General features: G+C 41.9%; 9 protein-coding genes. 4 read left to right on the top strand and 5 right to left on the bottom strand.

Annotated elements, in window-relative coordinates:
* Window positions 1-46: 46 nt before the first annotated feature.
* Window positions 47-1855, bottom strand: coding sequence for an alpha-amylase family glycosyl hydrolase (locus CWB72_RS14430; RefSeq protein ID WP_252371564.1), 1809 nt, complete (start codon window positions 1853-1855; stop codon window positions 47-49).
* Window positions 1856-1928: 73 nt separating this feature from the next.
* Complete coding sequence (locus CWB72_RS14435) at window positions 1929-3566, bottom strand: alpha-glucosidase family protein (protein ID WP_138632709.1); 1638 nt, start codon at window positions 3564-3566, stop codon at window positions 1929-1931.
* 237 nt (window positions 3567-3803) lie between these two features.
* Between CWB72_RS14435 and CWB72_RS14440 the strand changes: the two genes are divergently transcribed.
* The 4 genes from CWB72_RS14440 (at window position 3804) to CWB72_RS14455 (ending at window position 13340) form a co-directional block, all read left to right on the top strand.
* Window positions 3804-6308, top strand: coding sequence for a TIM-barrel domain-containing protein (locus CWB72_RS14440; protein ID WP_252371565.1), 2505 nt, complete (start codon window positions 3804-3806; stop codon window positions 6306-6308).
* A 1-nt stretch (window position 6309) separates the two neighbouring features.
* Window positions 6310-7290, top strand: coding sequence for a glucokinase (locus CWB72_RS14445; RefSeq protein WP_138632712.1), 981 nt, complete (start codon window positions 6310-6312; stop codon window positions 7288-7290).
* 203 nt (window positions 7291-7493) lie between these two features.
* Window positions 7494-11639 carry a hybrid sensor histidine kinase/response regulator gene (locus tag CWB72_RS14450; RefSeq protein ID WP_138632715.1) on the top strand — a complete coding sequence of 1382 codons (4146 nt, stop codon included), beginning with the start codon at window positions 7494-7496 and terminating at the stop codon, window positions 11637-11639.
* A 216-nt stretch (window positions 11640-11855) separates the two neighbouring features.
* A complete protein-coding gene (locus CWB72_RS14455; RefSeq protein ID WP_138632718.1) occupies window positions 11856-13340 on the top strand; it encodes an MFS transporter in 1485 nt (494 codons plus the stop codon).
* 190 nt (window positions 13341-13530) lie between these two features.
* On the opposite strand, the gene CWB72_RS14460 is transcribed toward CWB72_RS14455, so the two are convergent.
* The 3 genes from CWB72_RS14460 to CWB72_RS14470 form a co-directional block, all read right to left on the bottom strand.
* Entirely contained in the window at window positions 13531-14544 is a 1014-nt protein-coding gene (locus CWB72_RS14460; RefSeq protein WP_138632721.1) for a LacI family DNA-binding transcriptional regulator, read from the bottom strand.
* 299 nt (window positions 14545-14843) lie between these two features.
* Window positions 14844-15290 carry an inner membrane protein YiaA gene (gene yiaA, locus CWB72_RS14465; RefSeq protein ID WP_436409858.1) on the bottom strand — a complete coding sequence of 149 codons (447 nt, stop codon included), beginning with the start codon at window positions 15288-15290 and terminating at the stop codon, window positions 14844-14846.
* Window positions 15291-15984: 694 nt separating this feature from the next.
* Window positions 15985-17379, bottom strand: coding sequence for an alpha/beta hydrolase (locus CWB72_RS14470; protein WP_138632726.1), 1395 nt, complete (start codon window positions 17377-17379; stop codon window positions 15985-15987).
* Between the last annotated feature and the right edge of the window lie 5 nt (window positions 17380-17384).

A 17384-nucleotide genomic window follows, 5' to 3' on the forward strand; every position in this document is an offset into this window, starting at 1 on the left:
AAGCAAATGGGGCTTTTTTCGGTGTGATGAATTGGCCTTTATTTGGTTAATCTAGCTGATAAACGCTAAATCCAAGACCAACTACTTGGCCTTTCTCACCTTCAGCTGATTGATAAATCAGTTTCGCATTTTCACTCATCCCAGTCAGCTTAATGCTCTGAGATTTCGTGCTGTTATTAAAGATAACCGCTAGGTTTTGCTTACCTTGCTCACCCTGATACGCTCGTTTGATGGCGAATAAGCCAGGCTCATCTTGTGAGAATAGAATGCTTTGCTCACCTTGACGTAGTGCGATATGCGCTTGATATAGCTCAGCATATTCAGCAAAACGCTGATAGAACAGGTGCGATGTATCAAAGTTGTCGTCAGCTGTGGTTTTATCTGTGGCTAACAGGTCATCATCGTTATAGGTTTTAACCAATGATGGCATCATGTTTTGTCTTGAATCTTGGTCGCCACCGTCACCCACAAAGCCTTGCTCATCACCGTAGTAAATAACCGGTACACCACGGCTAAAGTACATCAATGCATGGGCTAATAGAGTACGTTCAACCATTTCGCTTTCACTATAGTTAAACTCGCTGCTCTTTAAGCGATATGCAATACGGCCCATATCATGGTTACCCGTAAAGCTCACAAGGTGATTGGCATTAAAACCATCTTCATGCTTGTATAAATGATCTTTCGCGAAAAGCTTTGTCAGTTCACTTGTGCCTTTTTGATTCACCACAACCGCTTCAATACAGCCTTGAAGTGCAAAGTCGAGTACCGATGGCATTTTACCTTCAGTTAAGAAAGTACTAAGTAGTTCTGGCTCAAAGCTATACGCTTCGCCATACATCATAAAGTTGTTGATACCTAATGAGGCAGCATGATCCATCAGTGCCGGCGAGAACTGCTCCCAGAATGACATGTCTACGTGTTTTACTGTATCAATTCTAAAACCATCAGGCTTGAACTCGGTGATCAGGTTCTTGTAGATATCGATCATGCCATCAACCACTTTTTGTTGTGTGGTGTCGACATCGTCTAACCCTGCAAAATCACCTTTGATTGAGCTTTCGCCCGACCAATGTGAGTCGCCTTGGTTATTATATAAATCAATGTCATTTAGCCAAGCGGGTACTTTAACTGCTTCTTCGCCTCTAGGGATCAGTGGCTTATAGCGCTCGTTTTCTGGTGTATTATTGTCTTTAAATTGGCAACGGTCACCTTCTACCAACCACCCTAGGCCATCTTTACCATGGCACTGTTCGTATTTGATCACGTCAGCAGTGTGGTTAGTGATGATGTCAAAGTACACTTTGATATTGCGTTCGTGCGCTTGGTCAATGAAGTTTTTAAGCTCTGCGTTTGAACCCCAGTGTGGGTCAATCTCGGTAAAATCTAAGATCCAATAACCGTGGTAACCCGATGTATCGGCTTGCATTGCACGGTTACGTAGTACTGGCGTTAACCAAATCGCGGTAATACCCATGTTATCTAGGTAAGGCAGCTTTTTAGTTAAACCTGCTAAGTCACCACCGTGATACATGCCTTTGTGAGTAACGTCTAAACCACCTCGTGATAACGCACGTTTAGTGTCGTGTTCAGCTGCGCCCATATCGTTACTCGGATCGCCATTGTAAAAACGATCGGGCAATACAAAGTAGAATACTTCGTCACGAAAGTCTCGTTGCTGATACGGTGTCAGCTTAGCCGCTTTACGCTCAAACTGTTCAACGTTCGTCGCTGCAGCTGCGGTATTCGCCTGCGCTGCTGACTCTTTTGCCGTATTCGCTGATTGGCTACACGCTGTAAGACCTGTCGCTAACATGAGCGACAAGGCAATCTTATTCAATGGTGATTTAAACATAGGATCTCCTTTTTATACCAATCCTCTATATTAAATAGTCTATTTTGAGGATTGGTATTATGCTTGCATTCAATTAAGAAAGCTTTGCATAAACGCTCGCAAACGCTGGCATTTCTAAGTTGTTGTCATTAATGGTCGCTGTCACAAGCTTGTGATCTGTAATAAGTGATAGCTCACTTACACCTAACTGCTCAAGGCGGATTGTTTGCGCTTCATTACTTAGGTTAAAGCAGACTAAAAGTGTCAGGCCATTGTAGCTACGTTTAAACGCAAGAATTGGCTCCGGCGTTTCGATAAACTCAATGTCACCGTAAAGAATAGCTTCAAAGCCTTTGCGCCATGCACTGAAATGACGGTAGCTATTTAGTACTGAGTTTTCATCATGTTCTTGGGTATCTACTGCGGTAGTATAATGTGCTTCAGGCACAGGTAACCAAGGTTTTGCTGTGCTAAAACCCGCATTGTCTTTTTGGCTTTCCCAAGGGTGTGGTGTACGGCAACCATCGCGGCCTTTGAATTGTGGCCAGAACGTGATGCCATATGGGTCCTGTAAATCTTCATAAGCAATTTCAGCTTCAACCAAACCAAGCTCTTCACCTTGATAGCTACAAACACTACCGCGCAATGATGAAATCATCGCATACAGCATTTTCGCGAGAGTTGTATTGCCCTCTGCGCTTTGCGTTCTACCCCAGCGGCTTGCAACACGAATAACATCGTGATTCGACACTGACCAACACGGCCAACCATCCGATACACGTGCTTCTAATGACTCTACTACTTGCTTAATGTAGCTTGCTTTAAAATCGTCTGTTAAAAGGTCAAAGCTATACCCCATGTGCAGACGCTTATCACCCTGGGTGTATTCAGCCATGGTCTTTAATGAATCTTCAGACGAAATTTCACCTAATGCCACTGTGCCCGGGTACTTGTCTAACAGTGCGCGGATGTCTTCCATAAAGCCCAAGTTTTCATCTTGGGTATTGTTGTAGTAGTGATACTGATATGCATACGGGTTCTTTGAGTCAAAACCGATATTGGTACGCAGTTCTTGCGCTTTAGGCGGGTTGTCACGTAATTGCGCGTCATGGAAGCAGAAGTTAATTGCATCTAAACGGAAGCCATCTACACCACGTTTTAGCCAAAACTCAATATTATCAAGCGTTGCTTGACGTACCTCTGGGTTATGGAAGTTAAGGTCTGGCTGACTGGTTAAGAAGTTATGTAGGTAGTATTGTTGACGGCGCGGTTCCCACGTCCAAGCAACACCACCAAAAATAGACATCCAGTTGTTTGGCGGTGTGCCATCTGGCTTAGCATCGGCCCATACGTACCAATCAGCTTTGTCATTGGTTTTATCTTCACGACTTTCTAAGAACCAAGCATGTTGATCAGATGTATGACTTAATACTTGGTCAATCATGATCTTAATGCCACGGTCATGGGCTTTGGCGATCAGCTCATCAAAATCTGATAACTGACCAAATAGTGGGTCGATATCGCGATAATCACTGATGTCGTAACCGAAATCTTTCATAGGAGATTTAAAGAATGGCGATACCCAAATCGCATCTACACCTAAACTTTTGATGTAGTCTAATTTTGCGATGATACCCGGAATATCACCAATACCATCTTGGTTGGCATCATAGAAGCTGCGTGGATATACCTGATAAATTACAGCGCCGCGCCACCACATTTGTTCTTTCATTTAAAACCCCAAAGACTCTTCTTCATCGCCCTATACCTCATTTTGTGCTCAGTGCCACGGTTACCGACACTCAGTTTTAAAAGACCCGAGGCATAATCGGATAGTCGTTATAATATTGTCATAAAGAATACGCGTTATGATTTTTTCGTAACAGCCTTTGCATACGTATTCAGGATTTGCAGTTTTATGAATGACGCTATGATGCAATCATCAAGAAAAATGACAAAGAGGTTGGGTGTGAGTAAAGTTTTTTTGGGTATTAGCCTAGTTACAGGGCTGCTTTTAAACCCTTTAGTTGCAGTACAAGCTTTTGAAAATAATAACAATGACAAACCTTATACAATTGTATCAAAAGCGCATAAATATGTGTCGCACAGCTATCAAAATGGTGAGTTGACGGTTACCACAACACTGGGTGATGTTACCTTCTCTGCACTCAATGACAGTGCCATTGAAGCAGTATTCAATGCCAAACAAGCTGTTGTGTCGGCAAGTGACCTGCCTTCTTATACCATCAGTGAAACACACCAAGACCACACCTTACTCTTTAGTCAAAAGGCTTCACAGCAAGGCAATGTGCTTGTTGGCTCAGCAGGCAATATGCGTGTTGAAATTACCACGCAGCCTTATTCAGTAAGTTACTTTAAAGGCAAACAATTACTGATAAAAGAAGAGCAAGGTTTTTACTCAGGCACTGTGATTGAACAACATGACAGCCAAACTCAAACACATAACGTACACGGTGTTCGCTTTAACTTAAATGAAGGTGAGCAATTGCTTGGCACAGGTGAGCGTGTATTAGGTATGGACCGCCGTGGTCATCGCTTACCTTTGTACAATCGAGCGCATTACGGCTACGAGACTGAATCAGTACAAATGAACTTCAGCTTACCTGCGGTGATGTCCAATAAACAATATATGCTGCTATTTGATAACAGCGCCAAAGGCTGGGTTGATTTAGCAAAATCTGAACAAAATGTCTTGCAGTTCGAAGCTGTGGCAGGTCGTAACGCTTATATTGTCATCGCGGGTGATTCTTACCCTAAACTTATCGCCAACTTCACCGATATCAGTGGCACACAGCCCATGTTACCTCGCTGGGCGTTTGGTAATTTTGCCTCACGCTTTGGCTATCGCACACAACAAGAAGTGATGGACACGGTTGCCAAATTCAAAGCACTGAATATCCCACTCGACTCCATCATCATTGATTTATATTGGTTTGGTAAGGACATTCAGGGCCATATGGGCAACCTTTCTTGGGATAAAGACGCGTTTCCTGAACCTGAAAAAATGCTCCATGAACTACGTGAACAAGGCATTCAACCTATTTTGATCACTGAACCATTTATTCTTTCGAGTTCAAAACGTTGGGACGATGCAGTTGCGCAAAAAGTACTGGCAAAAGATGCCGAAGGCAACCCAAAAACGTTTGATTTTTACTTTGGTAATACCGGTATTGTCGATGTCTTCAACGACACAGGTCGAAACTGGTTTAATTATATTTATCAAGAACTTGCTGAACAAGGTGTACAAGGTTGGTGGGGCGATTTAGGTGAACCAGAAGTTCACCCGAGCGATGCATTGCACACCTTAGATAATGGCCAGCAAGTGTCTGCCGATGCCATTCATAATGCCTACGGCCATCAGTGGGCAAAAATGTTATTTCAACATTTACAAACGACGCAACCTGAACAACGTCCATTTATTTTAATGCGTGCAGGTGCTGCAGGCTCTCAGCGCTACGGCATGGTGCCTTGGACTGGGGATGTGAATAGAACTTGGGGCGGATTAAAACCGCAAGTTGAGTTATCACTGCAAATGGGTATGTTTGGTTTGGGTTATACGCACTCTGATTTAGGTGGGTTTGCCGGTGGTGAGCAATTTAATAAAGAGTTGTATATCCGTTGGTTACAATACGGTGTGTTCCAACCAATTTATCGCCCGCATGGTCAAGAACATATTCCTTCAGAAGTGGTATTCCACGATAAAGAAACGCAAGATATTTTGCGTCAGTTCATCGAACTTAGATACCAAATGATGCCTTATAACTACACGTTAGCGTATCAGAATAGCCAATCGGGTCTCCCGCTGATGCGACCAACCTTTATGGATGACGCTGCCAATACAGACCTTTCGAACAAAGACAGCTACCTATGGGGCGATGCGTTTTTTGTACACCCTATTACCTCTGCGAATTTAAGTTCTGTTGACGTCACGCTGCCAGAAGGTGTGTGGTTTAACTATTTCACAGGCAAAAAGTTCGAAGGCGGCAAAACACATAAAGTCGAAGTAAACCTTGAGCAAATCCCTGTGTTCGTTAAAGCGGGGGCATTTGTGCCTATGGTTGAGAAGTTCAAAACCACGCAAAACTACAGCTCTGAGCACCTAGCCTTACATTATTGGGCCGATAACCAAGTGCAAAATGCCACGGGCAGTATGTATGAAGACGATGGCCATACCATAAACGCCGACAAGCGTGGTGAGTTTGAATTACTTAACTTCGCTGCGAAGCAGAATAATAGCCAACTGGGCATGCTGCTTATGCGTCAGGGTAAAGGCTACAAGGGCATGCCTAAAGCTCGTGAAATCACCTTAAAAATCCATAACTGGCAACAGCAGCCAAAGCAGGTTAAGGTAGGCGACCAAATCATTCAATCTTATGATTGGAATAATAAAAACAGCACCTTAACGGTGAAATTTAACTGGCAGCATCAGCCACTGACACTACAGGTTCAATAACATGACAACACAACAGTCTGAGTCTTTAACCCGTATTATCGCCGACATTGGCGGCACCAATATTCGTCTTGCGATTGTCGACGAGCAAGCCGATGGCTATTACCGCAATATCAGCACCTATAAATGTGCTGATTATGCCGGTCTTGCCGAAGTATTAAAGCTGTATATCAGCGAGCAGCAATTAGAAGGCAATCGCTTAAGCGCTTGTTTAGCCATTGCATGTCCGGTGGATGATGATTTGATTTCGATGACAAACCTGCCTTGGCAGTTTTCTCAATCGGCTTTAAAAGAGACATTAAAGCTTGAGTCTTTAACGCTTATTAATGATTACACCGCCATTGCTATGGCTATTCCACTTTTGAGTGATGAACAAAAAGTGAAAATCGGTGACAGTGAAGCCGTTGCAGGTAAACCTATTTCAGTGTGTGGTCCAGGTACAGGGTTAGGTGTTGCGAATCTTATTCCTGTTGGTGACAAATGGCACTGTGTCAGTGGCGAAGGCGGTCATGTAGATTATGCCCCTGTTGGCGAGCTCGAAATCGAGATTTTGCGTTTCTTAAACAAGATTAAGCAGCGCGTTTCTTACGAGCAATTGCTATCGGGTTATGGTTTAGAGCAAGTTTATCAAGCTGTTTCTGCCATTAAACAAAACCCAAATACTGAAAAGCTCTCAGCACAGCAAGTATCAGAGCGCGGCTTATGCAATGACTGTGAATACTGTAACCTCGCACTCAATGTGTTTTGTCGTGTACTCGGCGCCTTTGCAGGTAATTTGGCACTAACATGCAATAGCGTCGGCGGTGTCTACATCGCCGGAGGCATAGTACCGCGTTTTGTTGATTTCTTAAAATCAACGGCATTCAGAGAGCGCTTTGAAAATAAAGGCCGTTTATCACATATTCCGCGTCAAGCGCCGACCTATGTGATCACAGAAAGCCAACCGGGCCTATTGGGTGCTGCGGCCTATGCGATGCAAAGCTAAAAGCTAAAAGCTAAAAGTTAAGTAAAGCCCTCACTTAGCTTTTAGCTTAATTATTTATTCTATATTGTATTTTTTAACCCTACGCCTTCAGCTAAACCGCTAAAAAACCTGCTAAATTTACTTTCTTTTAATTAGAAATAGTCCCTTTTTTAAACTAGTCTTAATTCAATCCAATTTAATTTATAAAAACCTAAAAGCCTTTTATGGATAAACTGTTTAGCTTTGCCCGTGCTGTTTTCATGTTACTACTAATTATTTCTAGCAACAGCTTCGCGCAGATCCCACTACTGACCAATGAATATGCGGTGAAAAGACTCACTGCCGAAGACGGCTTTGTATCCTCTGAAATCTACTCAATCATTCAAGATCAACAAGGGCTGATTTGGTTTGGCACCGCCGAAAATGGCGTAATGCGTTACGACGGCCGAAAAGTCTCTTTATTCGAGTTTGACAGCATGAGTGAAAATGGCCTGTCACATAACGATGCCGGTAACTTGATGCTTGATAGAGAGGGCAATATCTGGATTGGTACATGGGGGGGCGGCGCCAATCGTTATAACCACCAAAAAGGAGTCTTTGAAAACTTTCTCCACGACCCTAAACGCCCAGACTCTATTTCAGCCAATCGTATTCAATCTCTTCACCATGATGAAGATGGCACAATTTGGCTTGGTTCGTATGATCAGGGCTTGAACCGCTTTCTCGGTAATAACAAATTTGAGCACATCAAAAAAGCGACTTTTAATACGCCTGGTCTTTCCCATAACCGCATATGGGATATAGAAAACCATGATCTGAACTCATTATGGATAGCAACTAGTTTTGGGTTAAATTTATTTAACAAACAGACCAACACTTTTCAGTATTTTTTCCCTGACGAAAACAATAAGACCCCAACTGGCGCAAATGAAATACGCCATATTTTAAAAACCCAAGACGGTAAAATTTACATTGGTACACAACAAGGCCCATTTGCTTTTGATATTCAAAGTGGTTCATTTAACTCTATTGGTGCACTCAACGGTGACAATCTAGGCCAAGTTAACTCTATGATACAAGATCAAGAAGGGTTTATTTGGTATGTCACAAGTAAAGGGGTTTTTAGACAAAGCCCTAATGATGATGAAGTTAAACAACTCGATCTTGATCATAACAATGGTCTGCGCATTATTTTTGAAGACAATGCCAAAACACTTTGGATCACCAATGAAGTTCAAGGCATCTATAAACTGGTCCCTCACCGTAAATTTAAATCAATCCAAAAGCCTGAATTACTTGCACCAAACGGTATTCTCACCGATAAAAAAGGCGATTTACTGATCGCAACATCGAAATCAGAAATTTATAAATGGCGTGTTGCTTCGCAAACACTGGTTAAGCTTTCTGACGCCATTTTTACAGAGGCCCGTGGTTTTACTAGCAATCGCTTACTCGAAAAGCCCGTAATGTACTTATCTCAAGACAATATGCTATGGGTTGCGCAAGATAATGGTTTAGCTAAATTTGATCTAAATAACCAACAAGTTGAGCTTATTACTTACCCTAAGGACGACCCAAAGCATCAAGAGTTTAGGGAGTTCAGAACACTCAACTCTGATGAATTTGGAAAAATCTGGATAGGCACATATAAAAATGGCATTTATACCTATAACCATACTAATAATAAGTTTAACCACCTAGATGCTGCTTACGGGTTAACTCACCCCGAAGTATTAGAAATTTTCAGAGATAACAAAAACAACATGTGGGTGGGTACTGGTGACGGTGTAAACCTCTGGCAAGAAGATATGCAATTATTCTTGCCATTTAAAAATAATAGATACAACCCGGATAGCTTGCTAGGCAGTTTAGTTCAAGACATACATCAAGATGATGACGGTAATATTTGGATAGCAACACAAAAGGGTTTAAACCTATATCAAGCTGATTCAAAAAGCTTTAAACATGTAAAAAAAGAAGATGGTCTACCGACTAATTTAATCAGAGCCATTGCCGATGATTCTGAAGGCTATTTATGGTTAACAACGAACAAAGGCATTTCAAAATATTCACCGATAAACAACACCATTAAGAACTTTGATAGTCAAGATGGTCTGCTAGGTCTGAATTACTATCCAAGTAGCTTAGTAAAAGGTCGTGATAATACGCTTTTTACCAGTAGCCAAAGGGGCATTGAATACTTTAGCTCCACAACATTAAACAGTCGCCAAGTTGAGCCAAATCTAGTCCTCACTGGATTTAATATTATGGGGCAACCCATAGAGCTTGATAGACCTTATGAACATGTTACTGACATACAGCTATCTTATTTAGATTATGTGTTTTCGTTTGAGTTTTCGGTTTTAGATTTTGTTTCTCCTAATAAAAATCAATATGCCTATAAGTTAGAAGGATATGACAACAACTGGATTGAAATTGGTAATCGCAATATTGCATCTTTCACCAACTTAGATGGGGGTGAATATAAATTTATGGTAAAAGCCACCAATAGTAATGGAGAGTGGAGTGACAACATGCTCACCATTAATCTGCATGTATCTCCTCCAGTATGGCAGACATGGTGGGCCTATACCATTTATGTGCTATTGCTTACTGGGGCTATTTTTGCAGCCATATATTTAAGAACTCGCCTTCAACGCTTGGAAATAACAAGACAAAAGCAATTTGTTACGAAACTAGAGCAGCAAGTTTCAGAGAAAACTGCCTCTCTTGAATCTCAAGCGAAAGACTTAGCTGTTGCGCTAGAAAAAGCAGAAGAAGCCACGCAACTAAAGTCTGACTTTTTAGCCAATATGAGCCATGAAATTAGAACACCTATGAACGGGGTTATTGGCATGCTCAATTTATTGAAAGCTGGTCAACTAAACTCAGAACAAGCACATACTGTAGATATAGCTAGAACTAGCGCCAACTCTCTATTGTCGTTAATTAATGATATTTTAGACTTCTCGAAAATAGAAGCCGACAAATTAGAATTAGAAGAGATCGAATTTGATATAAGAGAGCTTATTGAATTATTAGCAGAGTCTATGTCATTAAGTGCACAGAGTAAGGGAGTTGAAATGGTGTTAGATTTGGCTGAATTATCAAATCATGTCATTCAATCTGATCCAGGTCGCATAAGACAAGTTCTGACTAATATTCTCAGCAATGCAATTAAGTTCACAGAACACGGCGAAGTCGCTATTTCAGCTAAGTTTGAACCTAGCGATGATGGCTCAACTATGTTACTAACATGTCAAATCCGCGATACAGGGATTGGTATACCACAAGATAAACTGGCCACGTTATTTGACGCCTTCAGCCAAGTTGATGCCTCCACCACCCGCAAATATGGCGGTACCGGGCTCGGACTCAGCATCACTAAGCGATTATGCCAACTGCTTCAGGGGGATATTCAAGTGACCAGTGAAGTTGGTGTGGGAAGCTGCTTTACAGTTACGAGCCTAGTGAAAGTTAAAACCATACAAAAGCACCACGCCGTAAGCAACTTAAGCCTTAAACTTTTGTTGGTCGATTCAAACAGCTCCTGTCGTTTCGCGATCAGAAAACAACTTGAGCTTTGGGGCGTTACAGTTTTTGATGCTGTCAGTGGCGAAGCTGCAGTCCGAGTTTTAAAAGAGCATACTTCGCATTCAGAAACTCCTTTCGATATCATCTTGTTCGATAAGTATCTTCCTTGTATGCAAGGCGAGTCTTTGGCTAAATCACTACGAGCAAACACCTCGAATAAAGTGACTAAACTCGTCATGATGGGGCGATTGAATGAACAATACACCCAAGCGCAAACTTTTGAGTTAGGTGTTGATGCCTACTTCCATAAACCTATGACACAGATAGCCCTAATTAAGACTTTGGCTGTTGCTGATACTGCGCTTAAATATCAACTTACAAATGAACTGGTTGAAGCTAAGGAAGTCAATGAAACCTCGACACTGGATGATAAAACCAATTGGATAGATAAAACTCATGTACTACTGGTTGAAGACAATAAAGTAAACCAATTAGTTGCATTAAAAATACTCAGTAACCTTGGCGTAAAAACCGAAGTGGCAGAAAATGGTCGACTCGCCATCGAGCGTATTAAATCCTGCTCGGAGAAAAATCCATTTAATGTCGTCTTAATGGACTGTCAAATGCCGGAGATGGATGGCTATCAAGCGACTCACGCTATTCGTTTAGGTGAAGCTGGTGGTGGCAATATCAATATTCCTATTATTGCTATGACCGCAAATGCTATGCAGGGCGACAAGCAAAAATGCCTAGATGCGGGTATGAGCGACTACATTACGAAGCCAATTGTGGAAGCTCAAGTCATTGAAAAGCTAAAAGAGTGGTCGTTAAAATAAGCGGCCCACTTCGCTTAACAGTCACTTAATCTAGTGTTTTACACAACATTGAATACGTATGCATAACATGGTGGTTGTTTCATATACTCGGTAGTATTGATTGAATGTCATATTAAATACCATGATTTTTCGATTTAGACTCACTAATTAGTGATAACTAAATAGCCTTAGTCTCCAATCAAAATATCGGTAGAAATTCACAATAAGAGTCGCTTTATGACCAGACAACAAACACAACACACCAAGCCCCAATTGAGCTTCTGGCAGATCTGGAATGTCAGTTTTGGTTTCTTAGGCGTACAGTTTGGCTTTGCCTTACAAAACGCCAACGCCAGTCGAATTCTTTCAGACCTTGGCGCAGATCTTCACTCTCTTTCTCTTTTTTGGCTAGTTGCCCCTGTAATGGGCTTAATCATTCAGCCGATTGTTGGCTCAGCGTCTGATAAAACATGGAATCGCTTAGGACGACGTAACCCATATATTTTAGCCGGTGGTATTGCCGCTGCATTCGGTATGTTACTGATGCCAAACTCTTCAAACATTGCAACCTTTATGACACCACTTTTATTTGGTGCCATGATGCTTGCATTGATGGATGCCGCATTTAACCTCGCTTTCCAGCCATTCCGTGCACTTGTTTCAGATATGGTGTCTGAAGACCAACGCAACCTTGGTTATTCAATTCAGTCTTTCTTAATAAATATTGGGGCGGTATTTGGCTCTATTTTACCTTTCTTACTGACCAATGTGATTGGGCTAGAAAACGTTGCAGATAAAGGCGAAGTTGCCCCTTCTGTGATTTGGGCTTTCTATATTGGCGCAACTGTGATGTTAGGCTCAGTGCTTTGGACTGTTCTGCGTACTAAAGAATATGCTCCAGGCGAGAATGGCTTACCAGAATTAAACCAAGAAGCCGAAAAACTGCCACTAGTTGAGCGTCTTGCTGGTTTCTTCGGGTTAATGAAAACCATGCCTGAAACAATGAAACGCCTTGCTGTTGTTCAGTTTTTCTCATGGTTTGCTCTATTCATTATGTGGGTTTACACCATGCCAGCCATTACCCAACACATCTGGGGGGTTGACGCTAAATGGTTTGATCCTGACTACTTATCTCAAGTTGGTCAAGTTCCAGCGTATATTGCACAAGCTAAGGGTACTGCAGGTGACTGGGTCGGTATTATGTTCGCTGCATACTCGGTTTTTGCTGCTATCGCATCATTATTTATGGCAAAAGTTGCCAACCAAATAGGTCGTAAGCTGACTTATTCTGTCTCACTATTAGCTGGCGCCATTGGCTATATCAGTATCATTTTCTGGCAAGACAGTACGCTGACAATGGTGAACTTAGGGATCACTGAAATCGAGGTGCCACAAGGTGCTGTGATGTTACTTATTTCTATGATTGGCGTTGGTATGGCGTGGGCGGCAATCTTAGCCATGCCTTATGCCATTCTTGCTGGCAGTTTACCACCGAAACAAACTGGTGTGTATATGGGTATTTTCAACTTCACCATTGCCGCGCCACAAATTGTATCTGGCTTGTTTGCGGGTTGGATTTTAACCTCAGTGTTTGAGAGCCAAGCGATTTACATCATGATGATGGCCGGCGGCGCAATGCTGCTCGCAGCCTTGGCTGTTTACTTTGTAAAAGAAAATGGGTCGGAAACAACTGAGACCAATTCAAAGCAAGCAACAGCTTAATACGAGAATCAAAGTAGCGTTTAAAAGTTAAAGTTTATTTAACGTTATCCCAAGCGAAAAGCCGATTGAAGCCAGACTTCAATCGGCTTTTTATTTATCGAATACAACAAAATGACGCTCAAAGCCTGGTGGGAATATATAAGCATTTGTTGTGAATGTGGGAAGAAAGGCCCACATTCTTATTTCTTCTTTAACAAGACTGCCTAACAATAAGCTGAGGCTCTATCAAACGGCTTTCTACCGCTTTGCCTGCAATCATATCAAGCAGCGCTTCAACCAATAACTCACCTGCACGCTTGGTGTCTTGTTTCACCGTAGAAAGCGGTGGCGAGGTAAAGTTGGCAACAGCAATATCATCAAAGCCAACGACTGCCACATCTTCAGGAATGCTTAAACCATGCTCTTTAAGCGCACGCATCGCACCTACAGCAATCAAATCACACGCAGCACAAATAGCATCAAATTCAACGCCTGAATCGAGCAATTTTTTCGCCGCATCATAACCCGCTTCTTCAGTATACAAAGCGTTTATTTGCAGCTTCTCATCAGCTTTAATACTGTGCTCTTCAAGCGCATCACAGTGCCCTTTATATCGGTCGAAAAACTCTGGCGCATGGCTTGAAGCTGTACCTAAGAAAGCCAACTTTCTGCGGCCTTGCTTCAATACGTGTTGCGTTATTTCTTTACCACCCGCAAAGTTGTCGCAGCCAATTGCAGAGCCTTTGAGTTGGTCTTCTCCCACACCCCAGCGTACATAATGGGTGCCTTGCGCAGACAGTTTTGTGAGTTTTTCAGCAAAATCGACATAGTCTCCATAACCCAACAAAATGAGGCCATCGGCTTTGTTACTATCTTCAAAGTCTGCATGCCAATCATTACTCGCTTGCTGAAAAGAAACCAATAAATCATAGCCTCTATCAGCACAGGCACGGGTAATGCTACCCAGCATAGATAAAAAGAAAGGGTTAATGGCTGAACCATCATCGGTTGGGTCTTCAAAAAGCAATAAGGCTAACGTATCACTGTGTTGAGAACGCAGATTACTGGCGTTTTTATCAACTTTGTAATTTAATTCTTTAGCAATTTTTTGCACTTTTTCGCGGGTTTCTTGGTTCACCAAAGGGCTATTGCGCAAAGCGCGCGAGACCGTTGATTGCGACACCCCAGCAAGGTAAGCGATATCGAAAGACGTTGCTTTTTTCACAGACAAAACTCGTAGTTATACTCATGTAAGAATATACCTGAGTAGACCTTTTATGTGTAGTTAAAAGCACAGGATTGATTAGTAAAGTAAAAACCGACTCTTTGTTGTAGGTGAGGTTTTATTTCACGCAGTGTAATACAAATAAAAAAGCGTGGGGTAAACCTACGCCTACAAAAATACAAACTATCAGCATTAATTGCCTACTGTAGGCGCAACTTTATGTCGCGCAAAGTAAGAGCAAAAAAAGAGCAAAAAAAGCGTCGGATAAACCAACGCTTTTATAAAATCGAAATGTTTATTTATGATTGAGACTCTAGGTCAGCTTCTTCTCTAACTTCATCATCACCCAATGCCATCACGTCTCGTACGTTCTTTTGCACTGTGATTGCAGCAAAGCCACTCAATAAAAACGCCATGGCGTAAAAGCCTTTTTCGCTCAGTAACAATTCTGCATTTACTAGACCCACAGTTAACAGTGCAATTGCAGACCCTACAGCTGCCCAGCACATCATAAAATAAGGTTTTGAAATGGTTTGACCCTCCATTTTATCGCGGATGGTCTTTTGTAAAGACACGAATGAAAACAGGCCAAATAATAATACTGCTAGGTAATAACCTTTTTCATTCAATTGCATGGTGGCATTTGCTAAACCAATTAAGAAGGCCGCAACACCTGCTACTAACATGGCAACTGACGCCATTCTAAAAGCTTTACTTGGTTTATTGATAAGTACTTGTTTATTCATCATCTGTGTCTCCATTAATCTTGAATCTATTGCGTCTTGTAATTGGCTTCAGTATTAGAGACACATTTAATTTAGTAAACCCAAACTATCAAAGGTTAGTATTTGGGGACTAAAAGTATTGTTTTAATAAACTTTACTGGGGTTTAACTACTTATGGACCCTGAAACAAGTTCAGGGTGACTATTATTTCTACATTACAAATATACAGGCTGTCATCCTGACGAAGGTCAGAGTACATAGTCAGATTTGAGCCAGGTTTATGAACCCTGAAACAAGTTCAGGGTGACCACTATTTTTACATTAAAACTATACAGGCTGTCATCTTGATGAAGGTCAAGAACCATAGTCAGAATTAAAAGAAGTTTATGGACCCTGAAACAAGTTCAGGGTGACCACTATTTTTACATTAAAACTATACAGGCTGTCATACTGACGAAGGTCAGGAACCATAGTCAGAATTAAACGAAGTTTATGGACCCTGAAACAAATTCAGGGTGACCACTATTTTTACATTAAAACTATACGGGCTGTCATACTGACGAAGGTCAGGAACCATAGTCAGAATTAAACGAAGTTTATGGACCCTGAAACAAATTCAGGGTGACCACTATTTTTACATTAAAACTATACAGGCTGTCATCCTGACGAAGGTCAGGATCTATTTCGTTAAAAATCCTCAAAATTATAAAAACGATTACTTTAAGGTGCTCTCAATAAACCCTTGCATCTGTTCAAGCATTTGCTCGTAGTAAGGGTTAAAGGTTAAGCGCTGCAAATTAGGGGTCGTTTCTAAGTTCGCCTCAGTCAGCTCACCTAAAGTAACTGCGCGGGCGGTTTTACAACTTGCAAATAGATCGCCAGTTAAATGCTCACAATTGCGGTAACTGCCCTGCCAACCATAATGCGGGTTACTAGGTGCATTTGTTGGCGATGTGTGTGCTATATCAAGTACATGGTCACAATACACTTGCCCTGCACACGAAAAGGTCGTAACGGTTTTTAATGAGTTAGATAAGGCATTAAGTTGCTCTTCAACTTTATCAGCATAGTAATACACAAACCTATCTTGTGCCTGAACTGCGCTATTTTGTGCATGCCAACGGGCCAGCATGTTTACCGTTGCATCAGTTTCTATGGTTTGGTCCACTTCGCTCGCCACCACAAAAAACGGTATATTGCGCAGCCCTTTTAACTTTTTCGGTTCGGTCTGCTTCATAAGCGCATGAACTTGTGCACCTGCATTCGCAGGGAACGATTCATATTTAGCAAAGTCGATATCAGCCGCTTCATCCAAATAGTCGGTAAACCAACTGACGTATTTCGCTGCCCACGCCATACCCGCTTTTGCTTCACTGGCTGGCGACCACAGCATTACCCCTTTAAGTTTTTGCTGCTCAGTTTCGTTCAAGGTATTGTGATTCAAGTAATCAACCACCAAAGCACCGCCTGTTGAAAAACCACCTAAATACACGTTATCGAAATCGCTAAGCATACTTTTAATGGCATACGATGCCGCTTGTCGCCAATCAGCTTGCTCTATATCAACCAATGCTTCTGCTGCCGTACCATGCCCTGGTAATAACAGAGTACGCACAGATATCCCCTGCTCAACAAATGAATTGGCTAAATCATGAAATAAATATGGTGAATCAGTTAAACCATGAATCAGTAATACTGCTGCCTTTTCGTTATCGGCTTTGAGTTCAAACGGCGTGATTAAATCTACGACCTGAAGTGGCTTATCTGCATACAAGCGTTTGCTGGTTGGCGTTGAAATTGGGCAAGGCATACTTGCTTTGGGGTTTTGCGCATTAATATGTGCGCGCGCAGCAGCCAAGTAATCTTGAAAAGGTTTGCTTGATGCAAAATCGAAGTTGATGCGTTGAGCGCCGCCTTTTGCAAATCGATAGGTGCCTGCTTGTTTAAATTTTTCGATTTGCGCAAGGTCGTTATTAATCGTCACGCAGTTAAGCGAACTAGTGGCTTTAGTCGTAAACATATTGGCCGCAAACACATTGGTTGAGAAAGCACTCGCTGATAAAACAAAAGCACTCAACATCGCTTTTTTGAAAGTAGTATTAACTGACATGGAAA

Origin of the sequence: Pseudoalteromonas phenolica, from assembly GCF_005886345.1 — a bacterium.
GTDB classification, from domain to species: domain Bacteria; phylum Pseudomonadota; class Gammaproteobacteria; order Enterobacterales; family Alteromonadaceae; genus Pseudoalteromonas; species Pseudoalteromonas phenolica_A.